Source organism: Microbacterium allomyrinae (assembly GCF_020682705.1).
Taxonomy (GTDB): Bacteria; Actinomycetota; Actinomycetes; order Actinomycetales; family Microbacteriaceae; genus Microbacterium; species Microbacterium allomyrinae.
This window is the reverse complement of record NZ_JAGTTN010000004.1, coordinates 108,677-125,856: the sequence shown is the minus strand read 5'-3', so window position 1 is coordinate 125,856 and position 17,180 is coordinate 108,677. Positions and strand designations below refer to the sequence as shown.

Sequence of the window (17,180 nt, the reverse complement as noted above, 5' to 3'; positions counted from 1 at the left end):
ACCACCACCGAAGGAGCATGATGACCATCCCTACCCTGGACCTCGAGTCCCTCACCCTGAAAGCCGGCGGACACGCCTCGTTCGAGGCTGGCGCCTGCCTCCTCGAAGCCGCGTCGTACGTGGCCGGCGAACCGTGGTCCGACCACCCGAAGTGCGTCTCCCGCGTTCTCGCGTCGTACGGCCGCCGCCTCAACGACCGCCTCTCCGACGCGGACCGGCAGAAGCTGAAGCCGTTCATCCCCCGCCTCATCGGCACAGCCGGGGACGGCCGCGACGAAGCCCGCGGGTACATGGCTCTCGACTGGTCCATCCGCACGTCGACAGCACGATGGCTCGACGCGGCCGGGCTCAAGAAGGAAGCGAAGGCACTCCGCGACCTGGACCCGATCACCGACGAGGCCACCGCGGCCGCCGCACGTCAGGCAGTGCGCGGCGCGCGTGATGCCGCCTGGGAGGCGCGAGCGAAAGCCCGCAACCGCCTACGGGACCTGATCGCGGAGAAGCTCAAGGACAAGCCTGCCGCTGCCGCTGACGCTGCCGCTGTCGCTGACGCTGTCGCTGCCGCTGACGCTGCCGCTGCCGCTGTCGCTGACGCTGTCGCTGTCGCTGCCGCTGACGCTGTCGCTGCCGCTGACGCTGCCGCTGCCGCTGACGCTGACGCTGTCGCTGACGCTGCCGCTGCCGCTGACGCTGCCGCTGTCGCTGACGCTGTCGCTGCCGCTGACGCTGCCGCTGCCGCTGTCGCTGACGCTGTCGCTGTCGCTGCCGCTGACGCTGCCGCTGCCGCTGTCGCTGTCGCTGACGCTGTCGCTGACGCTGCCGCTGCCGCTGTCGCTGTCGCTGTCGCTGCCGCTGACGCTGCCGCTGACGCTGCCGCTGTCGCTGACGCTGTCGCTGACGCTGCCGCTGCCGCTGACGCTGCCGCTGCCGCTGCCGCTGCCGCTGACGCTGACGCTGCCGCTGACGCTGCCGCTGCTTTCCCTCGATGGGGTGACCGGTGGACGCAGGTCTACAACGCGGTCCGCAAGGCGGTCGATCCGATCTACAAGGAGAAGCTCCGCGAGGGCGTGTTCGCCGAGGCCCGGGACGCGACGAACCGTGAGGCGATCGAACTGCTCGGGCGACTCATCGACGCCTGACGAAAGCGGGGAACGGTCCGGATTGCAGCCGGACCGTTCCCCTTCACACCACGCACCCCTCCTAGCCAGGAAGAACGAACGATGCTCACCTACTTTCGCGCAAAGGCGCGACCCGAACAACTCCCCGCCGCGCTGACTCTGGACGCGCACCTCGTGGTCGACGGCGACTGCTGGGTGTACGACGGCGCCCGCAACCACAACGGCTACGCGATCATGAGCCTCGGCCACAAGAAGGTCGCTCGTGCTCACCGGGTGGCGTACGCGATCGCGCACGGCCCGATCCCGTTCGGCTTCCACATCGACCATGTCTGGAAGGCGGGGTGCCGTTCGCGGGCGTGCTGCAATCCGAGACACCTGGAAGCGATCACGCAGGCGGAGAACAACCGCCGTGCCGCTGAGGTCCGCAAGCTCCGCACGCTCACCGTCCAGCCTGTTCTGGCGGTGGCAGCATGAGCACCTTCGACAAGGGCGACTATGTCGTCGCGGCCGCGGACGGGGCAGGTGACCGCGCGAGCTCGAGTGGGCGCGTCGCGTACCGGGCAGGCGATGAGTTCGAAGTCACGAGCGTCTACAGCGACCACCTCAACGTCCGCATGGTCGGCGGCGGTGCCGTGTTCCGTGTTCCGCGCGAGCGGGTCCACCAGCTCCCACGAAAGATCGGCGAGGTGCCCGAGGGGAGCATTCACCCTGAGCACCCCGGGCTCTCCTGGCTCTTCGACGATGCCGCACGCATGGCCGACCGGCTCGGCCTCTGCCACGACTACGACCGCCTCTGCGACGCCCTCGGCATCCCCGGCCGTGTCCGGACATTCACCGTCAAGGTCTTGTCCGCGGAAGGGATCGAGGTTACTGCGAAGGTCCAGGCGCGCAGTCAGAGCCTCGCTGAACAGAGGGTCCGTGCCCAGTTCGCTCCTGCCGCGCCTCTCGCGCTGGAGCAGATCCGATGAGCGCGCTCCTGTCCCCCACGTTCCTCGCGAAGCCGACAGCCCCGTACGAGGAGTTCATCCGCGAGAAGGTGTCGTTCGACCGTTCGTTCGGGTTCCCGGTCCATGACGACGACATCTCCGAGATCCTGAAACCGCACCAGCGTGCGATCGTGAAGTGGGCGGTAGCCGGCGGCCGTCGTGCGATCTTCGCCGCGTTCGGTCTCGGCAAGTCGATCATGCAGCTGGAGACGCTGCGGCTCTGCCTCACCCACCCGGCATCTGAGGTTGCGGGCGGTCGGGCCCTGATCATCGCGCCGCTCGGTGTGCGCGGCGAGTTCATCCGCGACGGCCGCGACCTGCTCGGGCTCGAGGTGCGGTTCATTCGTCGCACGTCGGAGATGGATCCGGAGTGGTCGGGGATCTACGTCACCAACTACGAGTCGGTGCGGGACGGGAAGCTCGACGTCGACGACTTCGACGCGGTCAGCCTTGACGAGGCATCGGTGCTGCGGTCGTTCGGTTCGAAGACGTACCAGTCGTTCCTGGACCTGTTCCAGCACCAGACCTACCGTTTCGTCGCGACCGCAACCCCTTCACCGAACCGGCACAAGGAGCTCATCCACTACGCCGGGTTCCTGGGAATCATGGACACAGGTCAGGCTCTCACCCGGTTCTTCGTCCGCGACTCCACGAAGGCGAACAACCTCCGCCTGTACCCGCACAAGGAGCACGAGTTCTGGCTGTGGCTGAACACGTGGGCGTGCTTCGTGCAGCGCCCGTCAGATCTCGGCTTCGAGGACACCGGCTACGACTTGCCACCGGTCGACGTGCAGTGGCATCAGGTCGAGGTGGGTGTGCAGTCCGATCAGATCGATCGTGACGGCCAGGGTGTTCTGGTGCGCGGCGGCGGCCGCTCACTCAAGGACACGGCGCGGGAGAAGCGGGAAACGATCGCTGAGCGTGTCGCCGAACTCATGTCCATTGTCGAAGCCCACAACATCGACGGTGAGGGGCGCGGGCAGATCATCCTGTGGTGCGACCTGAACGACGAGCAGGACGCGATCGAGAAGGCCCTGGGGGCTGCGCACCTCACGTTCTCGTCGGTCCACGGCTCACTGACCGACGAGGAGGCGGAACGACGCCTCGACGAATGGCGCGACGGCGAAACGTACGCGCTCATCGGGAAGCCCATGATGCTCGGCCAGGGCATGAACCTGCAGCAGTGCCACACGGCGATCTGGGTGGGCATCACCTACAAGTTCAACGACACCATCCAGTCCCTCCACCGCGTGCAGCGGTTCGGCCAGACACATCCCGTCGAGGCACACTTCATCTTCGCCGAGACCGAATCTGAGGTCCGCGACACCCTGCTGCAGAAGTGGGAGGAGCACGACCACCTCACCGAGACGATGTCGGACGTCATCCGCGAGTTCGGGCTGAACCCCGCCGCGGTGTCGGAAGCGTTGCAGCGCGCGATCGGGGTGCAACGAGTCGAGGAGGTCGGCGGAGAGTGGACGGTCGCGCTCAACGATTCCGTGTTCGAAACCCGCGACCACATCGCGACGGACTCGATCGACCTGATCGTCACGTCGATCCCGTTCGCGAATCACTACGAGTACACACCGAACTACAACGACTTCGGCCACACCGACAACAACGATCACTTCTGGGCCCAGATGGACTATCTGACCCCGGAATTGTGGAGGGTTCTGGCACCGGGTCGGATCTACGCCTGCCACGTGAAGGACCGGATCAACTTCGGCAACGTCACCGGGGCCGGCGTGCCCACCGTGTCACCGTTCCACGCGGAAGCGCTCGTGCACGGGCTCAAGCACGGATTCGACTACCTCGGGATGATCACCATCACCACGGATGTGGTGCGGGAGAACAACCAGACCTACCGGCTCGGGTACACCGAGATGCGGAAGGACGGCACGAAGATGGGCGTCGGCTCACCCGAGTACGTGCTGATCTTCCACAAGCCGCAGACCGACCGCTCAAAGGGTTACGCCGACGAGCGAGTGGTGAAGTCCATCCCGGACTACTCGCTCGCAAAATGGCAGATCGACGCCGCCGCAGACTGGCGATCATCGGGGGACCGGCTGCTGACACCTGCCGAGCTCGCCGTCATCGAACCGAAGCATCGTTCGCGGCTGTTCAAGAACCAGACACGCGCGAACGTGTACGACTTCGAAGCACACGTCGAGACCGGGGAAGCGTTGCAGGAGAAGAACGCGCTCCCGTCAACGTTCAAGTCACTCGATCCCGGCTCGTGGCGACACGACGTCTGGGATGACGTGAACCGGATGCTGACCCTCAACGGGGAGCAGTCCCGGCGGGCGCTGGAGTTCCACATCTGCCCGTTGCAGTTCGACATCGTCGACCGCCTCATCGAGCGGTACTCGAACCGTGGCGATCTGGTCTATGACCCGTTCGGCGGGCTCGGCACGGTCCCGCTGCGGGCCCGGAAGCTCGGCCGCCGCGGGCGGGCGTCGGAACTGAACCCGACGTCGTTCCGTGACGCCGTCATGTACCAGCAGGAGCTCGACGGGGCGCAGGCCACCCCGACGCTGTTCGACCTGCTCGCCATCGAAGAAGGAGACGCAGCGTGACCGCCGCAGTCGCCGACCGTATCGGCTACCAGCACCCCGCGGTCGACTGGAACGGCCTCACGGTCACGGATCTCTTCTGCGGTGCTGGCGGGTCCTCGTCCGGTCTCGTCGAGGCGGGATACCGCGTGGTGATCGCGGCGAATCACTGGGCGCTGGCGATCGAGTCGCACCAGGTGAACCATCCGGAGACGGATCACTCGCAGGCTGACATCTCGCAGGTGAATCCGGCGTACTTCCCGAAGACGCACGTGCTGTGGGGATCCCCGGAGTGCACGAACCACTCGATCGCGAAGGGCATCAAGCGGCAGCGTCAGCAGGATCAGGCTCTGTTCGAGATCGACGGCACCCGCCCGATGCCGGATGAGGCCGCGAACCGGTCCCGCGCGACGATGTGGGACATCCCGCGGTTCGCGGAGCACCACCGGTACATGGCGATCATCCTCGAGAACGTCGTGGACGCGTACCGGTGGGATCAGTTCGAGGCGTGGCAGATGGCGATGCGTTCGCTCGGGTACCGGATGCAGTTCGTGTGGCTGAACAGCATGCACGCACAGATCGGCGGCCTCCCGGCCCCGCAGTCGCGCGACCGGATGTACATCGTGATGTGGCGGGAGGACCTCGCGTCGAAGGACCGCCCGGGCCCGAACGTCGGGAAGTGGACGCGCCCGATGGCCGTCTGCCCCGAGCACGGCGAGGTCCAGGCGGTGCAGGCGTTCAAGAAGGCCGAGCAGTGGGGCCGATACCGGGCGCAGTACCTCTACCGGTGCCCCGAGTGCTGGCAGCCGATCGAACCGGGATGGCTGGCGGCGGAGTCGATCATCGACTGGTCGCTGCCCGCGCCGCGCATCGGCGACCGGGCGAAGCCGCTCGCCGAGAAGACCCGTGAGCGGATCCGTCGCGGCATCGAGCGCCATTGGCGTCCGTTCGTTGCGGCTGCAGCGGGCAACACCTACGACGGCGTCAACACGGGATCGCAGTACCTCCGTGCATGGCCGGTCGACCAGACCCTGCCGCTGCAGACCGGCACGGCCGAGCATGGCCTCGCACTACCGCCGCTGATCGTGAACAACGTCAGCGGCGCTGACGCATCACGCTCGGAACCGATCTCCCGCGAGCTCCCGTCGATCGTCGCCGGCGGCACGCATGCATCGCTGCTGATTCCGGTCGAAGGACGCGATGGGAAGAGCGCGGCATCCGCCGCCGACCCGCTGCGCACGCAGTCGACCCGGAACGAGACCGGGCTGCTGGTGCCGTACTACAGCAAGGGTGCGGCGCGCACGACGGACAGCCCGATGGGGACGGTGACAACCGTCGATAGCGCGGGCCTGGTGGTGCCGCTTCGGAACCACGGCGTGGCGAAGCCGACGTCGCATCCAATCGACACAGTGAGCGCCGAGGGCAACCATCACGCGCTCGTGATGCGGAACAACGAGGGCGGCGCGGAGATGTCCACGCCGGTTCACGAGCCGCTGCGCACGCTCACCACGGGCGGGCACCAGTCGATCCTTGAGCCGTCCGAGCCGATCAGCCTCGACGTTGACGACGCCGGATTCCGGATGCTCGAACCGCACGAGATCCAGGCGGGGATGGGCTTCGCCCGCGACTACCTGCTCCTCGGGTCGAAGCGGGACAAGGTCAAGCAGGCCGGGAACGCAGTCACGCCGCCCGCTGCTCGCGACCTCGGGCACGCGGTGGCTAAGTTCCTGCTGGCGGTGGCGGCATGAACCGTCAGGAGCGCATCGAGCGCCACGAACAGGCCGCCGACCAGTTGGAGCGGGAGTCCCGCAACTGGGGCCGGGTGCATGGTGTGCGGGGTGTCGCGAGGATGCTCACGGCCGCCACCCGACACCGTCGACGCGCGGCGCGCCTGCGAGTGAAGGATGCCCGCCGATGAGCGCGCTGACGCCTGCTGAGGCGGCGGAGGTGCGGCGCTTCGGGATGTTCGACTTCGACATCCTCGCGGAGATGGAAGAGCACGCCGATGACATCGTGCCGTGCGTCCGCTGCGACGAGGAAGCCACCCACGCGACCATCTGCCGAGGAACCGGCTGCACCGTCCGCCAGACGATCTGCACTGCGCACCTCGCCACAGTCCGCGCGGACTGCCGCAAGAAGCTCCTCACCTGCCACCACTGCGGCTTCGACGCACCCGGGACCGGCCTGGACTCTATGGCGAAGGTGGTCCTGCTGTGAGCGCCCCGACGGATCTGATCCGGCAGGCCGTATACCGCCGTGACCAGGGCCGGTGTGTGGCGTGCAACGCGTCCGATCTGACGTTCCAGCATCGCCGAGCGGTCGGGATGGGTGGGAGCAAGATCCGCCCCGGAGCGACGGATGGGCTGGCACTGTGCATGACCTGCAACCGCGAATGTGAGGCGTCGATGCAGCAGCTCGCGCTCTCGTACGGGTGGAAAGCGAAGCGGTGGACGGACCCCACGAAAGTCCCCGTGTACTACCCGCACGAGTTCCAGTGGTTCCGTCTCGAGGGCACCGACCGGTACCCGATCCCGGCTGCGGCCGCACTCGACATGATGCACGCCGTGTACGGCGACGAGTACTTCAACTGGAGGGACAACTGATGCCCCGCGATCAACGCCTGTTCATGACGTTCCCGATCGACATTCACCGGCATCCGAAGCTGCGGAACCAGCCGGCAGAGGTGAAGTGGGCGTTCGTCGAGATGAACGGTGAGGCGCGTCTGGCGGACAATGACGGGCGGTTCACGGCGGAGGATGCGGAGTTCCTGTGGCCGCGCGAGATCCTCGACGCGCTGGTGACAACGCATCCCACGCGGCCCCTCGTGATCCGTGAGGTCAACGGTGGCGACTATGTGATTCGTGACTACGCGGAGCACCAGGAGACGCGCGCAGCACGTGCAGCGAGAGTCGAGAAGAACCGCGCGAACGGCGCGAAGGGCGGCCGTCCGCGCAAGAACCCAGAGGTAACCGACCCGAAACCCACTGGGTTACCAGTGGGAACCGACTCGCTCGCAAACGAAACCCAACACAAAGCAGAGTCAGAGTCAGAGTCAGAGTTAGAGGACTTCTACTCACCTTCTAAGAGTCAGTCCAGTAGTAACCGCGCGAGCGTTTCGACGGACGCGATGGAAATCCCTGAGGTGACGAGGCGACTCGCGGCGCAGAAGGGCATCACGTCACTGCGGACGGTCGCTGATGCGATCACCCGGCACACCGGCCTAAGGGTCGACGCGAACGGTGCGTTTCAGGTCGCTGTGTCGTTGCTGGATCGTGCGAAGGACTTCCCGAAGGCGCCGGCTCGGTATGTCTCGTCGGCGATCGCGCAGTCGCCCCTCGAAGTGGAGCAGTTCATCCACGAGCGTCAGCTGGAGGTGGCGTGATGCTCGCCGAGGAGTGGTTCGCGGACTACATGCGCCGCGCGAACCGTGGGGCGAAGCAGCAGAAGGTCCTCAGTGAACGCCGACCACGCGAGGGTGACCGTCCGCTGTGGATGGCGCGTGCGTACGACGCCGAGACGGATGCGCTGCTGGCCGTGATCCGTGCGAACCGGGGTCGGGGTCGCGTCGACCGTGGTGTCATCCCTGCCGGGTCGGAGGGTGCCGCACAGCGGCTTCTCGCGGCTGTCGTGGGGGTGCCGCATGTGGGCTGACGGGTTCGCGGCCTACCTGGCTTCGTACGAGGTGCGTCTGCACCGCCGCACGAACACATTCAGCGGCCAGTTGTGGCCGGACATCAACCCGGGGCTGATCGGTCCCGGTCGACAGCTTCAGATCGCCCTCGCGGCGACAGGACGGAGGACAGCATGACTCTCGAGGGACTGGAAGAGCCCCTGGCGCCGCCGTCGAAGTTCACCGAGCGCGACATGCTCGACCTGCTCGCACGGCGGTACACGCAGCGGTCGCAGGGCACCAACGACCGGTGGGTGCGCGCCGAGCATGTTCGCAACGGGACTGGCTTCTACGGCTACAGCGAGGAGACCGGGCGGTGCAACGACTGGCGCGGCCTCCGCACTGCTGACTTCTTCGCGGTCGACACCTATGAGTCGAAGGGTCACGAGATCCACGGTCACGAGGTGAAGGTGTCCCGGTCTGACTGGCTCCACGAGCTCGCGGACCCCACGAAGGCTGAGGCGTTCAAGCGCTACTGCACCCGATGGTGGCTCGTCACTCCTGACGCATCGATCGTGCGGCCCGGCGAACTGCCCGCGGGGTGGGGTGTCCTCGCGCTCCGAGGTGGCCGTCTCCACGCCGTGCACCGTGCACCGAAGCTCGACCCGCTCCCGATGCCGAAGCCGCTCTGGATCTCGCTCATGCGAGCAGCGAGCAAGACCGCCTGGAAGGTGACCCAATGACGATCCTCTGTGCAACACGTCACCGTCTCCCCGGGATCCGCCCGTGCACTCACCGTGGCGAGCACACCATCCTCTGCCTCGACCGGCCCGTGAACCGGGCCCTGTTCGAACACGAGCACGGCTACACCCCGGCGGAAACCTGCACCGGCTGCCTGCCCCGCAAAGCCGACGTCGGCTTCCTGTGCCGGTGGTGCTGGGAACGTCTCGAGCAGGTGTGGGTGAAGTGGCCGAGGTTCGCTTCACTGCTGGTGGAGACGGGCAACCGGGCGGTGGTTCGTGACACCGGTGGGCGTGGGTCTACCCCGGAGGGCTTCGTCCCGTACCCGGGCACGTATCTCGCGTTCGATGAGTGCGTGTCGTTCCTCGACTCCCGCCGTGGCCGCCCGTTGCGGATCTGGGTGTCGAACGAGGAAGGCGCCCGGGATGCGATCCAGTTCGCGAGGGCTGCGGATTCTGCGTATCGGAATCACGAGGTGGAGGAACGAGCCCACAAGGTCCGCCGTGTCCGCTGCCCGGAGTGCAAGCAGCTGACCCTCGCGTGGCGGCCCCCGGCGTTGTTCGGCGGGCATGTGGCTGTGGTGTGCCAGAACGACGAGTGCAGTACCGAACTCGACCAGGGTTCGTTCGAACAGATCGCTGAGATCGAAGAGTCCAGGAGGACCGCATGACCACTCTCGAAGACCCCCGCGCTGTCCGAGAAGCAGGGAATCGGCTGGGCAATCCTCTTGCTCGCGAGTCGATGACCGCCGCCGATGTGGTGGCGGTGGCCGACATGCTCGACCGGTACGCGGAGCTCCTGGAGCGCCTGGCCGCCCCGCCCACAGACGACGAGCGGGAGGCCCTCGGCCGGCTCTTGCGGGAACTTCTCACAACCGATGACGAGGACCCCGAGAACGGAGAGCCGGGATGGAGCCTGGTCGCGATGCGGAACCAGATCCTCGCCGCTGGCTTCCGCCGACAGGGGCCGATCACCGACGAGATGGTCGACGCGGCAGCGCGGGCGATATTCGAGGTAGGCCACATCGACGGCGACTACACGTGGGCCGAGATGGTCCGCGAAGACCCGAGCCGCGCTGACATCTGGCGCGCCGATGCTCGCACCGCTCTCGAAGCCGCGAGGGACGCGTCATGACCGGCCCAGCAACCCTGTACATCGCGATCGCCTGCGACTCCGTCTCCGAAGCTCAAGCACAACTCCGCAACTTCATCCAAGCCGGACTCAACACCGACAGCCCACGCGTCACCGCCGGCATCGGTGACCCGACCCCGAAACCCGCAGACCCGGCACTCCTCGCCGCAGGAATCGCCGCACTCGAACAACCCACCACCAGCCAACCGAACAGGAGCGAGCGATGAAGGATGCGGAGAACTCGGCGCCCGAGATTTTCACGACGTACGAGCGCCTCGAGGTCTGCCATCGCGTCGAGGTCACAGACGAGAACATGCATGTCCTCGCTCGACACTTCGGCTGGCGGGTGGACTACGGCTTCGAAGCCGGCCCGCGACTCGTCAAGCCGACCGGCCACGACATGCTCAGGGTCGGGGACTGGATCGACCACCGCGGAAGCCGCTGGAACCCCGAGCCGCTAACGCAGGGGTGGAGCACCAGTGGCACCTATCTAGAGAACCGGAGTAACGATGCCTGAGAACGAAGTCCAGCTAGCCATGATCGACGGGCGCGACGCGCTGCTGATGGTCCTCGTGAAGCCAGGTTCGGGTGACGGCATGGTCGCCGTGGACGCGCACTGCAACGGCCTCGACAAGATGCAAGCCGCCAAGATTCTGATGCACATCGCCCGCTCGTGGAAAGCCGAAGCCGAGCGGTGCGTCAAGTGTGGCGGGCCGGGCGGCGTCCATGACCCCGCGTGCATCGTGCACCCGGACCACGCGGATGGGAGTGCCCGATGACCGCCGAGGACGCGCGACAGATCGACGGCCACGACGAGTCGAAGCTGCCGAAGTGGGCGCAGGCTCGCCTTCGCAACCTTCGCCGCAAGATCGAGCGACTGACCGTTGAGACGGTGCGTAGCGATGATGTACCCGCCGACGTGCGGGTGATGATCGCCCGAAGTACGCAGAATGAGCGATACACGACGGAGTGGACGGCGATCCCACTCGCCGACAATGACCGCGTGATCTTCATGGTCACGGGCGGGCGCATGGAGGTCGAGCTTCGGAAGTTCGGCTCTCGCTACCGTCTCGGGATCGTCGGTCACGGCGACTATGACCGACTACTCGACGCGCGGCCCGACATCGCGATTCTTCCAGCGATGGGCAACGTGGTCGAGGCTGCATTCGTCATGCAGGCACCCGACGCGATCGTCATGGAAGAACTACTCGCGATCGAGCCCGCACAACGCGCGGTCACCCATCCGGCCGAACCGCCGTCAGCGTTCGAGCGAAGCTTCGCGGCGTTGCAGGAGTTCGGGTATCCGGACGGGAGCCGATGATGTGCACCGAACCGAATGGCCGGGAGTCATGACGCATACCGCGGTGGCCTGCATTTCGTGCGGGGAACTCGTCACCCGGCCGTCGTTCGACTCGAGGTACTTCTATCTCGCACACGGGGGTCGCTGGTCGCACAGATGGGTCCAGTGGCCGACCTGGGTGTGTCGCCTGATCTCGATCGCAACTGGCACGAAGTACATCTCCACCCAGCCGAGCGATCCGGGGCCATCTCGATGACCGACAAGCCCAAGGAATGGATCACCGTCGCCGAGGCAGCCACCCTCGCCCGCCGCCACAAGGCTCAGATCTACCGCTGGATAGCAGCCGGCCGCCTCGCAACCTACGTCTCCACCAACGGCGTCACCCACGTTCTATCCAAGGCTGTCCTCCGCGTCGGGGGCGAGGTGAAGCGCGGCCGCCCACGGACATGACACGCCGACCGCCGCCATTCGAACAAATCCGCGAAAAGTGCGAATACCGCTACATTCGGAACTAGATGGTGGAGAGCTACACCCACCCGGCAAACCTCCCAGAGAGCCCCGATCCTTCCCCCCAGGATCGGGGCTCTCCCCTTCCCCACGGAAGGCCCCGATGCGAACCACCCTCGTCGCGCTCGCATCCCTCACCCTCGGCGTGACCGGAACCCTGTTTCTCCGCCGCTACCTGTACGCACTCGCCTGGTGGCTCTTCGGCAACGGGAAGGCATGACGATGAGCACAGCCGCCCGCAAGGCCCGCAAACGCGCCGGCATCCCCCACGTGAAGCCCCCGAAGAAACGAACCCGCGTCGACCACCAGGCGAAGGGCCTCGGCCTCACCACCATGCCCGAGATCATCTTCGGCCTCGTCATCCGAGGCAACCAATGACCTGCACCATCTGCGGCGACCCGATGCCACCCGGTGTCGTCTGCTGCGACCTCCTCATCGCAGACCTCGACGACAACGACACCATCGAACGCTCCACCAACTGACCGCGGACAGGCGCCGCATCATCGAGGTGAACCATGGCCCAAGGTCGCCCGGTCGAAGCCGACGTACGCACGCGCGCGATTGAGCTCATCCAGCAGGGCATACCTCGGAACGCGATCGCACGTGAGCTTCTCATCGCTCCGTCGTCGGTGTCGGGCATCGCGAAGGACGAAGGCCTCACGTTCGATCGGGCGAATCAGACCGCGTCCGCGACCGCTGCCCGACAGCATGACCTGAAGGTGCGGCGCCTCGAGCTCATCGACGAACTCATGTCGAAGGCTGCCGATCATCTGGTGGCGATCGACCAGCCGGTGACGGTGTTCAACTTCGGCGGCAAGGACAACACGTTCGAGGAGCGCACGCTCGAACGGGCGCCGACCGGTGACCTGCTGAACCTGCACCGTGCGACGTCTCTGGCGTTGAAGGATGCCCGAGAGCTCATCCATGACGATGATGACGAGGGTGTGGCTGAGGCCGAGTCGATGCTGATGAACCTGATCCTCGAACTTGGGCTGCACGAAGATGAGTGACGTCGACGAGGTCGAGAAGTCCGACGTTCTCGGCCCGCAGCAGATGCGTTCTCTTCGCGAGTCGAAGGTGCGCGTCAACATCTTCGAGGGCGCGATCCGCTCCGGCAAGACGATCGTGTCTCTCCTCCGCTTCCTGATGGCCGTGCTGTTCGCCAAGGGCGGCGTGATCGTCGTGATCGCCCGCACTCGTGACTCGGCCTACCGGAACGTGTTCGAGCCGCTGATGACTCCTGGGCTATTCGGCCCGCTCGCGCGGCTCGTGCATTACACGGCCGGCGCCCCCACAGGCCGCATCCTCGGGCGTACCGTGCATGTCCTCGGTGCGTCGGATGCGAAGTCCGAGAAGGTGCTCCGCGGTCTGACCGTCGCGCTCGCGTACGTCGACGAAGTGACCGTCATCCCCGAAGAGTTCTTCACGCAGCTGCTCGGCCGCATGTCACCTCCGGGCGCGAAGCTGTTCGGCACCACGAACCCCGACTCCCCTGCGCACTGGCTCAAGGTCAAGTTCCTCGACCGCATCACCACGGGCGGGCTCGTCGGCTGGCGGTCCTGGCACTTCCAGCTCGACGACAACCCTGCGTTGACCGAGGAGTACAAGAACCAGATCAAGTCCGAGTTCACCGGGCTCTGGTTCAAACGCTTCGTGCAAGGACTGTGGGTCGCGGCCGAGGGCGCCGTGTTCGACATGTGGGACCCCGAGAAGCACACCATCCCGTGGGACGACCTTCCACAGATGCGTGAACTGATCTCCGTCTCCCTCGACTACGGCACGACGAACCCGACCGCGGCTCTGCTGCTGGGAGTGTCTGCCGAGGTCGACATGTACGGCCGTGCGGCGCCTCGGCTGTTCTTCGTAGACGAGTACCGCCACGACTCGAAGCTCGCACAGCAGAAGCTCACCGACAGTGAGCTCGCCCGCGATCTGATCCTGTGGCTGAACGGCATCCACCTTCCCGCGTCGACGTCGATCACCCTCCTCCCCAGGTTCACGATCATCGACCCGTCGGCGGCCTCGTTCAAGGTCGAGCTTCGAAAGACCCACGGCATCACCTCCACCGACGCGGACAACGATGTGCTGTACGGCATCCGCACCCTTGCGTCTCTGGTCGCATCGGGAAAGCTGCTCGTCGCCGCCCCGACGAACGCGAACCCTGACCGCGGATGCCCCGGCTTCATCTCCGAGGCTCCCGGGTATGTCTGGGACCCGAAGCACACCCTCAAGGGTGAAGACAAGCCGCTGAAGATCGCGGACCACTCACTCGACGCTGCCCGTTACGGGATCACCACGACCGAGAACATCTGGCGGCGCTTCATCAAGCTCGCCGCCTGACAGCCGAGGGAGGCACCGTGGCATCCGATGTCTTCCCCCCTGAACCGTTCGACATCGCGTTCGCAAGGTTCCGTGAACTCGACGCCTGGTACACAGGCGACACGGAGACGCTGCAGGAGATCTACTCCGGTAGCGCGACTGTCACGCACCAGGTCGGTGGGCGGTCGTTCCGTGGCGGTGTGATCGGGACCCTGTCGAAGTGGTGGTGGGGGCAGCCGACCGCGTCGGACGAGAAGCGCATGAAGATGCACCTCCCCCTCGCTGCTGACCTGTGCACCCTGTCCGCTGACCTGCTGTTCGGTGAAGCCCCGCAGGTGGTCTTCCGCAAGCCTGCCGCGCCCGCCACCGCTGAGACAGCGAAGGCCGACAAGGCCGATGCGTGGGCACATGAGGCTCAGGAACGCCTCGACGAGATCGTGGCATCCGATGAGGCGCACGCCGAGTTCCTGCTGTGGGGAGAGTACGCGGCCGCACTCGGCGGTTCGTACCTCGCCGTCGCATGGGACCCGGCCGTGTCGAAGCACGTCTTCCCGAAGGCGTACGCCGCGGACTGCGCGATCCCCACCTTCCGTCACGGTCGTCTCGCTTCGGTGCGGCTGTGGTCGGAGTTCCGCAACGGCAACGAGGTGTTCCGACTCGTCGAGGACCACCACCCGGGGCAGGTCTCCTACGCCCTGTACCGCGGCGGGCCGAAGAACCTCGGCGAACTCGTCCCGATCGGTTCACGCCCCGAGACTCAGCATTACGAGCTCCTCCGCAACGAATCCGACCTCGAGGTCGCGATCGCCAACCAGGGTGCGCTGCCCCTCGATGTGCGCATCGGGACCGGTAGTGACCGTCTCGCCGTGGTGTACATGCCGAACGCCCGCCCTGTACGGGACTGGCGGAAGCTCGGCCCTCTCGCTCATCTGGGGCGCTCCGACCTCGACGGCATCCAGGACATCCTCGACAAGGTCGACCAGACATGGTCGTCGCTCATGCGTGACGTCGACAACGGTCAGGGCCGGCTCATCGTCGGTGAAGACATGCTCGACACTGCAGCACCGGGTGAGGGTGCGAAGTTCGACTCGTACCGGCAGGTGTTCACCACCGTCGGGCCGACGCTCGGGAAAGCCGCTGACGGTGGCGCGCCGATCGAGCAGGTCCAGTTCGACATCCGTGTCGAGGAGCACCTGCAGATCATCGAGGCGTTGAAGAAGGAGATCGCGTCCGCTCTGGGCTACTCGGAAGCGCACCTCGGCATCGATCAGGCTCGTCCCGGTGACAAGACAGCGACCGAGGTGACCGCGGACCTGTCCGACAGTGAGCGCACCCGCGACAAGAAGGCCATGTACGCGAAGGCTGCCTTGTCGCAGTGGGCTCTCGCTGCCCTGGAGATCGACCATGCGGTGTTCGGTGGTGACGCGCTCGGCGACTTGGGTGCTGCCCCGGATGTCGTGTTCGCCCCGCTGTCGCAGGCCGACCCGGAGAAGCTCGCACGCACCGCGTCGCTGATGGAGGGTACGTCTTCGATGAAGGAGCGCGTCCGGATCCAGCACTCCGACTGGGACGAGGACGAGATCGCCGCTGAGGTCAAGGAGATCTTCAACGAGGAGTCGAAGCGCGCTGCACGCGAGCCTGCGCTGTCCCCGTTCGATGACGAGGAGCTTGACGATGGCGGACAGGACAGCTGAGCAGCTGACCGCGGCTCTGGTCGCAGCGTACGTCCTCGCGGAACAGCGACTCCTCGCCGGGTCGACCAGCATCCTCAAGCGCACTCCGTTGACCAACGAGGGCGCGTTCACCGCGCTCGGCCAGATGCGGCGCCTCGTCCGTCGCATCCTGGCCAGCCTGGCCGGTGGTGATCAGGTCGCGGCAGCGATGATCACCACATCCTCGTCGGAGGGTCGCCGTGCGGCAGAAGCCGCTGTGACGACCGCAAAGAGCCTCGCACGGATCAACACCCCAGCTGACGCCCGTGGGGGGCCGCGTGGCCCGGGTGGTGGCCGTCCGCCCGGCCGTGGGCTCGACTCTCCCGGCCCGGAACCGTTCGACCTGTCCATGCCGCACGGTGAACGGGCCGCGCAAGCGATCCGCGACGACGTCGTGTCGTCCCTCGCTGATGTGCGGCACCGCATCACGCGTCTCCCTGACGACATCTACAAGATGATCGCGCCGCACGGTGCGATCTATCAGGTCATCGACAACAACATCACCCCGCAGCAGGCGCAGGCCATGGCGTGGCGGGTGTTCGTGTCGCAGGGTGTGACCGGGTTCACCGATGTGAGCGGCCGCGAATGGTCCTTGTCGGCGTACGTCGAGATGGCTGTTCGCACCGCTTCCACCCGGGCGTTCAACGACTCCCACCTGTCACGGATGCGGGCGCTCGGGATCGAGTACTTCTCCGTCCCGGATTCGGGGCATCCGTGCCCGAAGTGCTTCCCATGGCAGGGGAAGGTGCTCACCGCGGTGCGGATCGAGAACCCCACCATCCCGGTGGACGGAACGATCGCTGAGGCGGTCGCCGCTGGCCTGTTCCACCCGAACTGCCGGCACACCCTCACCGCTGTGTTCCCCGGCATCACTGTCCTTCCCGAGGCGCGGGTGTGGACGGCTGAGGAGCAACGCCTGTACGACCTGTCGCAGACGCAGCGGCGCCTCGAACTCGAGGTGCGGAAAGCGAAGCGGCAGCTGGAGTACGCGATCACCCCGGAGGCGCGTGCTGCCGCTCAGGCGAAGGTGCGTCGCGGGCAGGCGAAGATCCGCGAGTTCGTCCGTGTGACCGGGTTCGCTCGGCAGTCGCGTCGTGAGCAGGTCGACCTGACCGATGCCCACATCAAGCTCCCGACTCCCATCCGGTAGTCGGGTCACTGCCCGGGAGGGGCGTCAACGCGGTTTCTCATGCCGCGAAGGCCTCCC

Annotated in this window: 22 protein-coding genes; all 22 read left to right on the top strand. The window is 66.3% G+C overall.

Annotated elements, in window-relative coordinates:
• Positions 1–20 precede the first annotated feature (20 nt).
• Entirely contained in the window at positions 21–1,139 is a 1,119-nt protein-coding gene (locus KEC57_RS12995) for a hypothetical protein (RefSeq protein ID WP_229385064.1), read from the top strand.
• Between the two features lie 81 nt (positions 1,140–1,220).
• The gene (locus KEC57_RS12990) at positions 1,221–1,592 is read left to right on the top strand and encodes an HNH endonuclease signature motif containing protein (protein WP_229385063.1); all 372 of its coding nucleotides are present in this window, start codon (positions 1,221–1,223) and stop codon (positions 1,590–1,592) included.
• On the top strand, positions 1,589–2,086 hold the full coding sequence (locus KEC57_RS12985; protein ID WP_229385062.1) for a hypothetical protein: 498 nt from the start codon (positions 1,589–1,591) through the stop codon (positions 2,084–2,086). The genes KEC57_RS12990 and KEC57_RS12985 overlap by 4 nt, the downstream gene beginning before the upstream one ends.
• Positions 2,083–4,677, top strand: a complete 2,595-nt coding sequence (locus KEC57_RS12980; protein ID WP_229385061.1) for a DNA methyltransferase — start codon at positions 2,083–2,085, stop codon at positions 4,675–4,677. Before KEC57_RS12985 ends, KEC57_RS12980 begins: the two co-directional genes overlap by 4 nt.
• Positions 4,674–6,401 (top strand): DNA cytosine methyltransferase, encoded by a 1,728-nt coding sequence (locus tag KEC57_RS12975; protein WP_229385060.1) that lies wholly within the window; start codon positions 4,674–4,676, stop codon positions 6,399–6,401. Before KEC57_RS12980 ends, KEC57_RS12975 begins: the two co-directional genes overlap by 4 nt.
• A gap of 166 nt (positions 6,402–6,567) precedes the next feature.
• Complete coding sequence (locus KEC57_RS12970) at positions 6,568–6,870, top strand: PH domain-containing protein (RefSeq protein ID WP_229385059.1); 303 nt, start codon at positions 6,568–6,570, stop codon at positions 6,868–6,870.
• Complete coding sequence (locus tag KEC57_RS12965; RefSeq protein ID WP_229385058.1) at positions 6,867–7,256, top strand: hypothetical protein; 390 nt, start codon at positions 6,867–6,869, stop codon at positions 7,254–7,256. The genes KEC57_RS12970 and KEC57_RS12965 overlap by 4 nt, the downstream gene beginning before the upstream one ends.
• Positions 7,256–8,035 carry a hypothetical protein gene (locus tag KEC57_RS12960; RefSeq protein ID WP_229385057.1) on the top strand — a complete coding sequence of 260 codons (780 nt, stop codon included), beginning with the start codon at positions 7,256–7,258 and terminating at the stop codon, positions 8,033–8,035. Before KEC57_RS12965 ends, KEC57_RS12960 begins: the two co-directional genes overlap by 1 nt.
• The gene (locus KEC57_RS12955; protein ID WP_229385056.1) at positions 8,035–8,304 is read left to right on the top strand and encodes a hypothetical protein; all 270 of its coding nucleotides are present in this window, start codon (positions 8,035–8,037) and stop codon (positions 8,302–8,304) included. The genes KEC57_RS12960 and KEC57_RS12955 overlap by 1 nt, the downstream gene beginning before the upstream one ends.
• 153 nt (positions 8,305–8,457) lie before the next feature.
• Positions 8,458–9,006: a hypothetical protein gene (locus tag KEC57_RS12950; RefSeq protein ID WP_229385055.1), complete on the top strand. Its 549-nt coding sequence runs from the start codon at positions 8,458–8,460 to the stop codon at positions 9,004–9,006.
• Positions 9,007–9,095: 89 nt separating this feature from the next.
• Positions 9,096–9,674 (top strand): hypothetical protein, encoded by a 579-nt coding sequence (locus KEC57_RS12945; protein ID WP_229385054.1) that lies wholly within the window; start codon positions 9,096–9,098, stop codon positions 9,672–9,674.
• Positions 9,671–10,138: a hypothetical protein gene (locus KEC57_RS12940; protein ID WP_229385053.1), complete on the top strand. Its 468-nt coding sequence runs from the start codon at positions 9,671–9,673 to the stop codon at positions 10,136–10,138. The genes KEC57_RS12945 and KEC57_RS12940 overlap by 4 nt, the downstream gene beginning before the upstream one ends.
• Complete coding sequence (locus KEC57_RS12935) at positions 10,135–10,362, top strand: hypothetical protein (protein ID WP_229385052.1); 228 nt, start codon at positions 10,135–10,137, stop codon at positions 10,360–10,362. Before KEC57_RS12940 ends, KEC57_RS12935 begins: the two co-directional genes overlap by 4 nt.
• Entirely contained in the window at positions 10,359–10,652 is a 294-nt protein-coding gene (locus tag KEC57_RS12930) for a hypothetical protein (protein ID WP_229385051.1), read from the top strand. The genes KEC57_RS12935 and KEC57_RS12930 overlap by 4 nt, the downstream gene beginning before the upstream one ends.
• Entirely contained in the window at positions 10,645–10,914 is a 270-nt protein-coding gene (locus tag KEC57_RS12925; protein ID WP_229385050.1) for a hypothetical protein, read from the top strand. Before KEC57_RS12930 ends, KEC57_RS12925 begins: the two co-directional genes overlap by 8 nt.
• Positions 10,911–11,456, top strand: coding sequence for a DUF7239 family protein (locus KEC57_RS12920; RefSeq protein WP_229385049.1), 546 nt, complete (start codon positions 10,911–10,913; stop codon positions 11,454–11,456). The genes KEC57_RS12925 and KEC57_RS12920 overlap by 4 nt, the downstream gene beginning before the upstream one ends.
• A gap of 231 nt (positions 11,457–11,687) precedes the next feature.
• Positions 11,688–11,885, top strand: coding sequence for a helix-turn-helix domain-containing protein (locus tag KEC57_RS12915; protein WP_229385048.1), 198 nt, complete (start codon positions 11,688–11,690; stop codon positions 11,883–11,885).
• 279 nt (positions 11,886–12,164) lie between these two features.
• Entirely contained in the window at positions 12,165–12,320 is a 156-nt protein-coding gene (locus tag KEC57_RS12910) for a hypothetical protein (protein ID WP_229385047.1), read from the top strand.
• Between the two features lie 137 nt (positions 12,321–12,457).
• Complete coding sequence (locus KEC57_RS12905) at positions 12,458–12,952, top strand: helix-turn-helix domain-containing protein (RefSeq protein ID WP_229385046.1); 495 nt, start codon at positions 12,458–12,460, stop codon at positions 12,950–12,952.
• The gene (locus KEC57_RS12900; protein WP_229385045.1) at positions 12,945–14,282 is read left to right on the top strand and encodes a PBSX family phage terminase large subunit; all 1,338 of its coding nucleotides are present in this window, start codon (positions 12,945–12,947) and stop codon (positions 14,280–14,282) included. The genes KEC57_RS12905 and KEC57_RS12900 overlap by 8 nt, the downstream gene beginning before the upstream one ends.
• 17 nt (positions 14,283–14,299) lie before the next feature.
• Positions 14,300–15,955 (top strand): phage portal protein, encoded by a 1,656-nt coding sequence (locus tag KEC57_RS19130; protein WP_229385044.1) that lies wholly within the window; start codon positions 14,300–14,302, stop codon positions 15,953–15,955.
• Positions 15,936–17,123 carry a phage minor capsid protein gene (locus KEC57_RS12890; protein WP_229385043.1) on the top strand — a complete coding sequence of 396 codons (1,188 nt, stop codon included), beginning with the start codon at positions 15,936–15,938 and terminating at the stop codon, positions 17,121–17,123. The genes KEC57_RS19130 and KEC57_RS12890 overlap by 20 nt, the downstream gene beginning before the upstream one ends.
• The last annotated feature ends 57 nt before the right edge of the window (positions 17,124–17,180 follow it).

Excerpts from the sequence above, each read along its gene's own strand:
- KEC57_RS12990 (WP_229385063.1), top strand. The coding sequence starts at position 1,221 with ATGCTCACCTACTTTCGCGCAAAGGCGCGACCCGAACAACTCCCCGCC.
- KEC57_RS12890 (WP_229385043.1), top strand. The coding sequence starts at position 15,936 with ATGGCGGACAGGACAGCTGAGCAGCTGACCGCGGCTCTGGTCGCAGCG.
- KEC57_RS12905 (WP_229385046.1), top strand. The coding sequence starts at position 12,458 with ATGGCCCAAGGTCGCCCGGTCGAAGCCGACGTACGCACGCGCGCGATT.
- KEC57_RS12900 (WP_229385045.1), top strand. The coding sequence starts at position 12,945 with ATGAGTGACGTCGACGAGGTCGAGAAGTCCGACGTTCTCGGCCCGCAG.
- KEC57_RS12915 (WP_229385048.1), top strand. The coding sequence starts at position 11,688 with ATGACCGACAAGCCCAAGGAATGGATCACCGTCGCCGAGGCAGCCACC.
- KEC57_RS12980 (WP_229385061.1), top strand. The coding sequence starts at position 2,083 with ATGAGCGCGCTCCTGTCCCCCACGTTCCTCGCGAAGCCGACAGCCCCG.
- KEC57_RS12910 (WP_229385047.1), top strand. The coding sequence starts at position 12,165 with ATGAGCACAGCCGCCCGCAAGGCCCGCAAACGCGCCGGCATCCCCCAC.
- KEC57_RS12985 (WP_229385062.1), top strand. The coding sequence starts at position 1,589 with ATGAGCACCTTCGACAAGGGCGACTATGTCGTCGCGGCCGCGGACGGG.
- KEC57_RS12930 (WP_229385051.1), top strand. The coding sequence starts at position 10,359 with ATGAAGGATGCGGAGAACTCGGCGCCCGAGATTTTCACGACGTACGAG.
- KEC57_RS12960 (WP_229385057.1), top strand. The coding sequence starts at position 7,256 with ATGCCCCGCGATCAACGCCTGTTCATGACGTTCCCGATCGACATTCAC.
- KEC57_RS12920 (WP_229385049.1), top strand. The coding sequence starts at position 10,911 with ATGACCGCCGAGGACGCGCGACAGATCGACGGCCACGACGAGTCGAAG.
- KEC57_RS12935 (WP_229385052.1), top strand. The coding sequence starts at position 10,135 with ATGACCGGCCCAGCAACCCTGTACATCGCGATCGCCTGCGACTCCGTC.
- KEC57_RS12950 (WP_229385055.1), top strand. The coding sequence starts at position 8,458 with ATGACTCTCGAGGGACTGGAAGAGCCCCTGGCGCCGCCGTCGAAGTTC.
- KEC57_RS12970 (WP_229385059.1), top strand. The coding sequence starts at position 6,568 with ATGAGCGCGCTGACGCCTGCTGAGGCGGCGGAGGTGCGGCGCTTCGGG.
- KEC57_RS12955 (WP_229385056.1), top strand. The coding sequence starts at position 8,035 with ATGCTCGCCGAGGAGTGGTTCGCGGACTACATGCGCCGCGCGAACCGT.
- KEC57_RS12940 (WP_229385053.1), top strand. The coding sequence starts at position 9,671 with ATGACCACTCTCGAAGACCCCCGCGCTGTCCGAGAAGCAGGGAATCGG.
- KEC57_RS12995 (WP_229385064.1), top strand. The coding sequence starts at position 21 with ATGACCATCCCTACCCTGGACCTCGAGTCCCTCACCCTGAAAGCCGGC.
- KEC57_RS12925 (WP_229385050.1), top strand. The coding sequence starts at position 10,645 with ATGCCTGAGAACGAAGTCCAGCTAGCCATGATCGACGGGCGCGACGCG.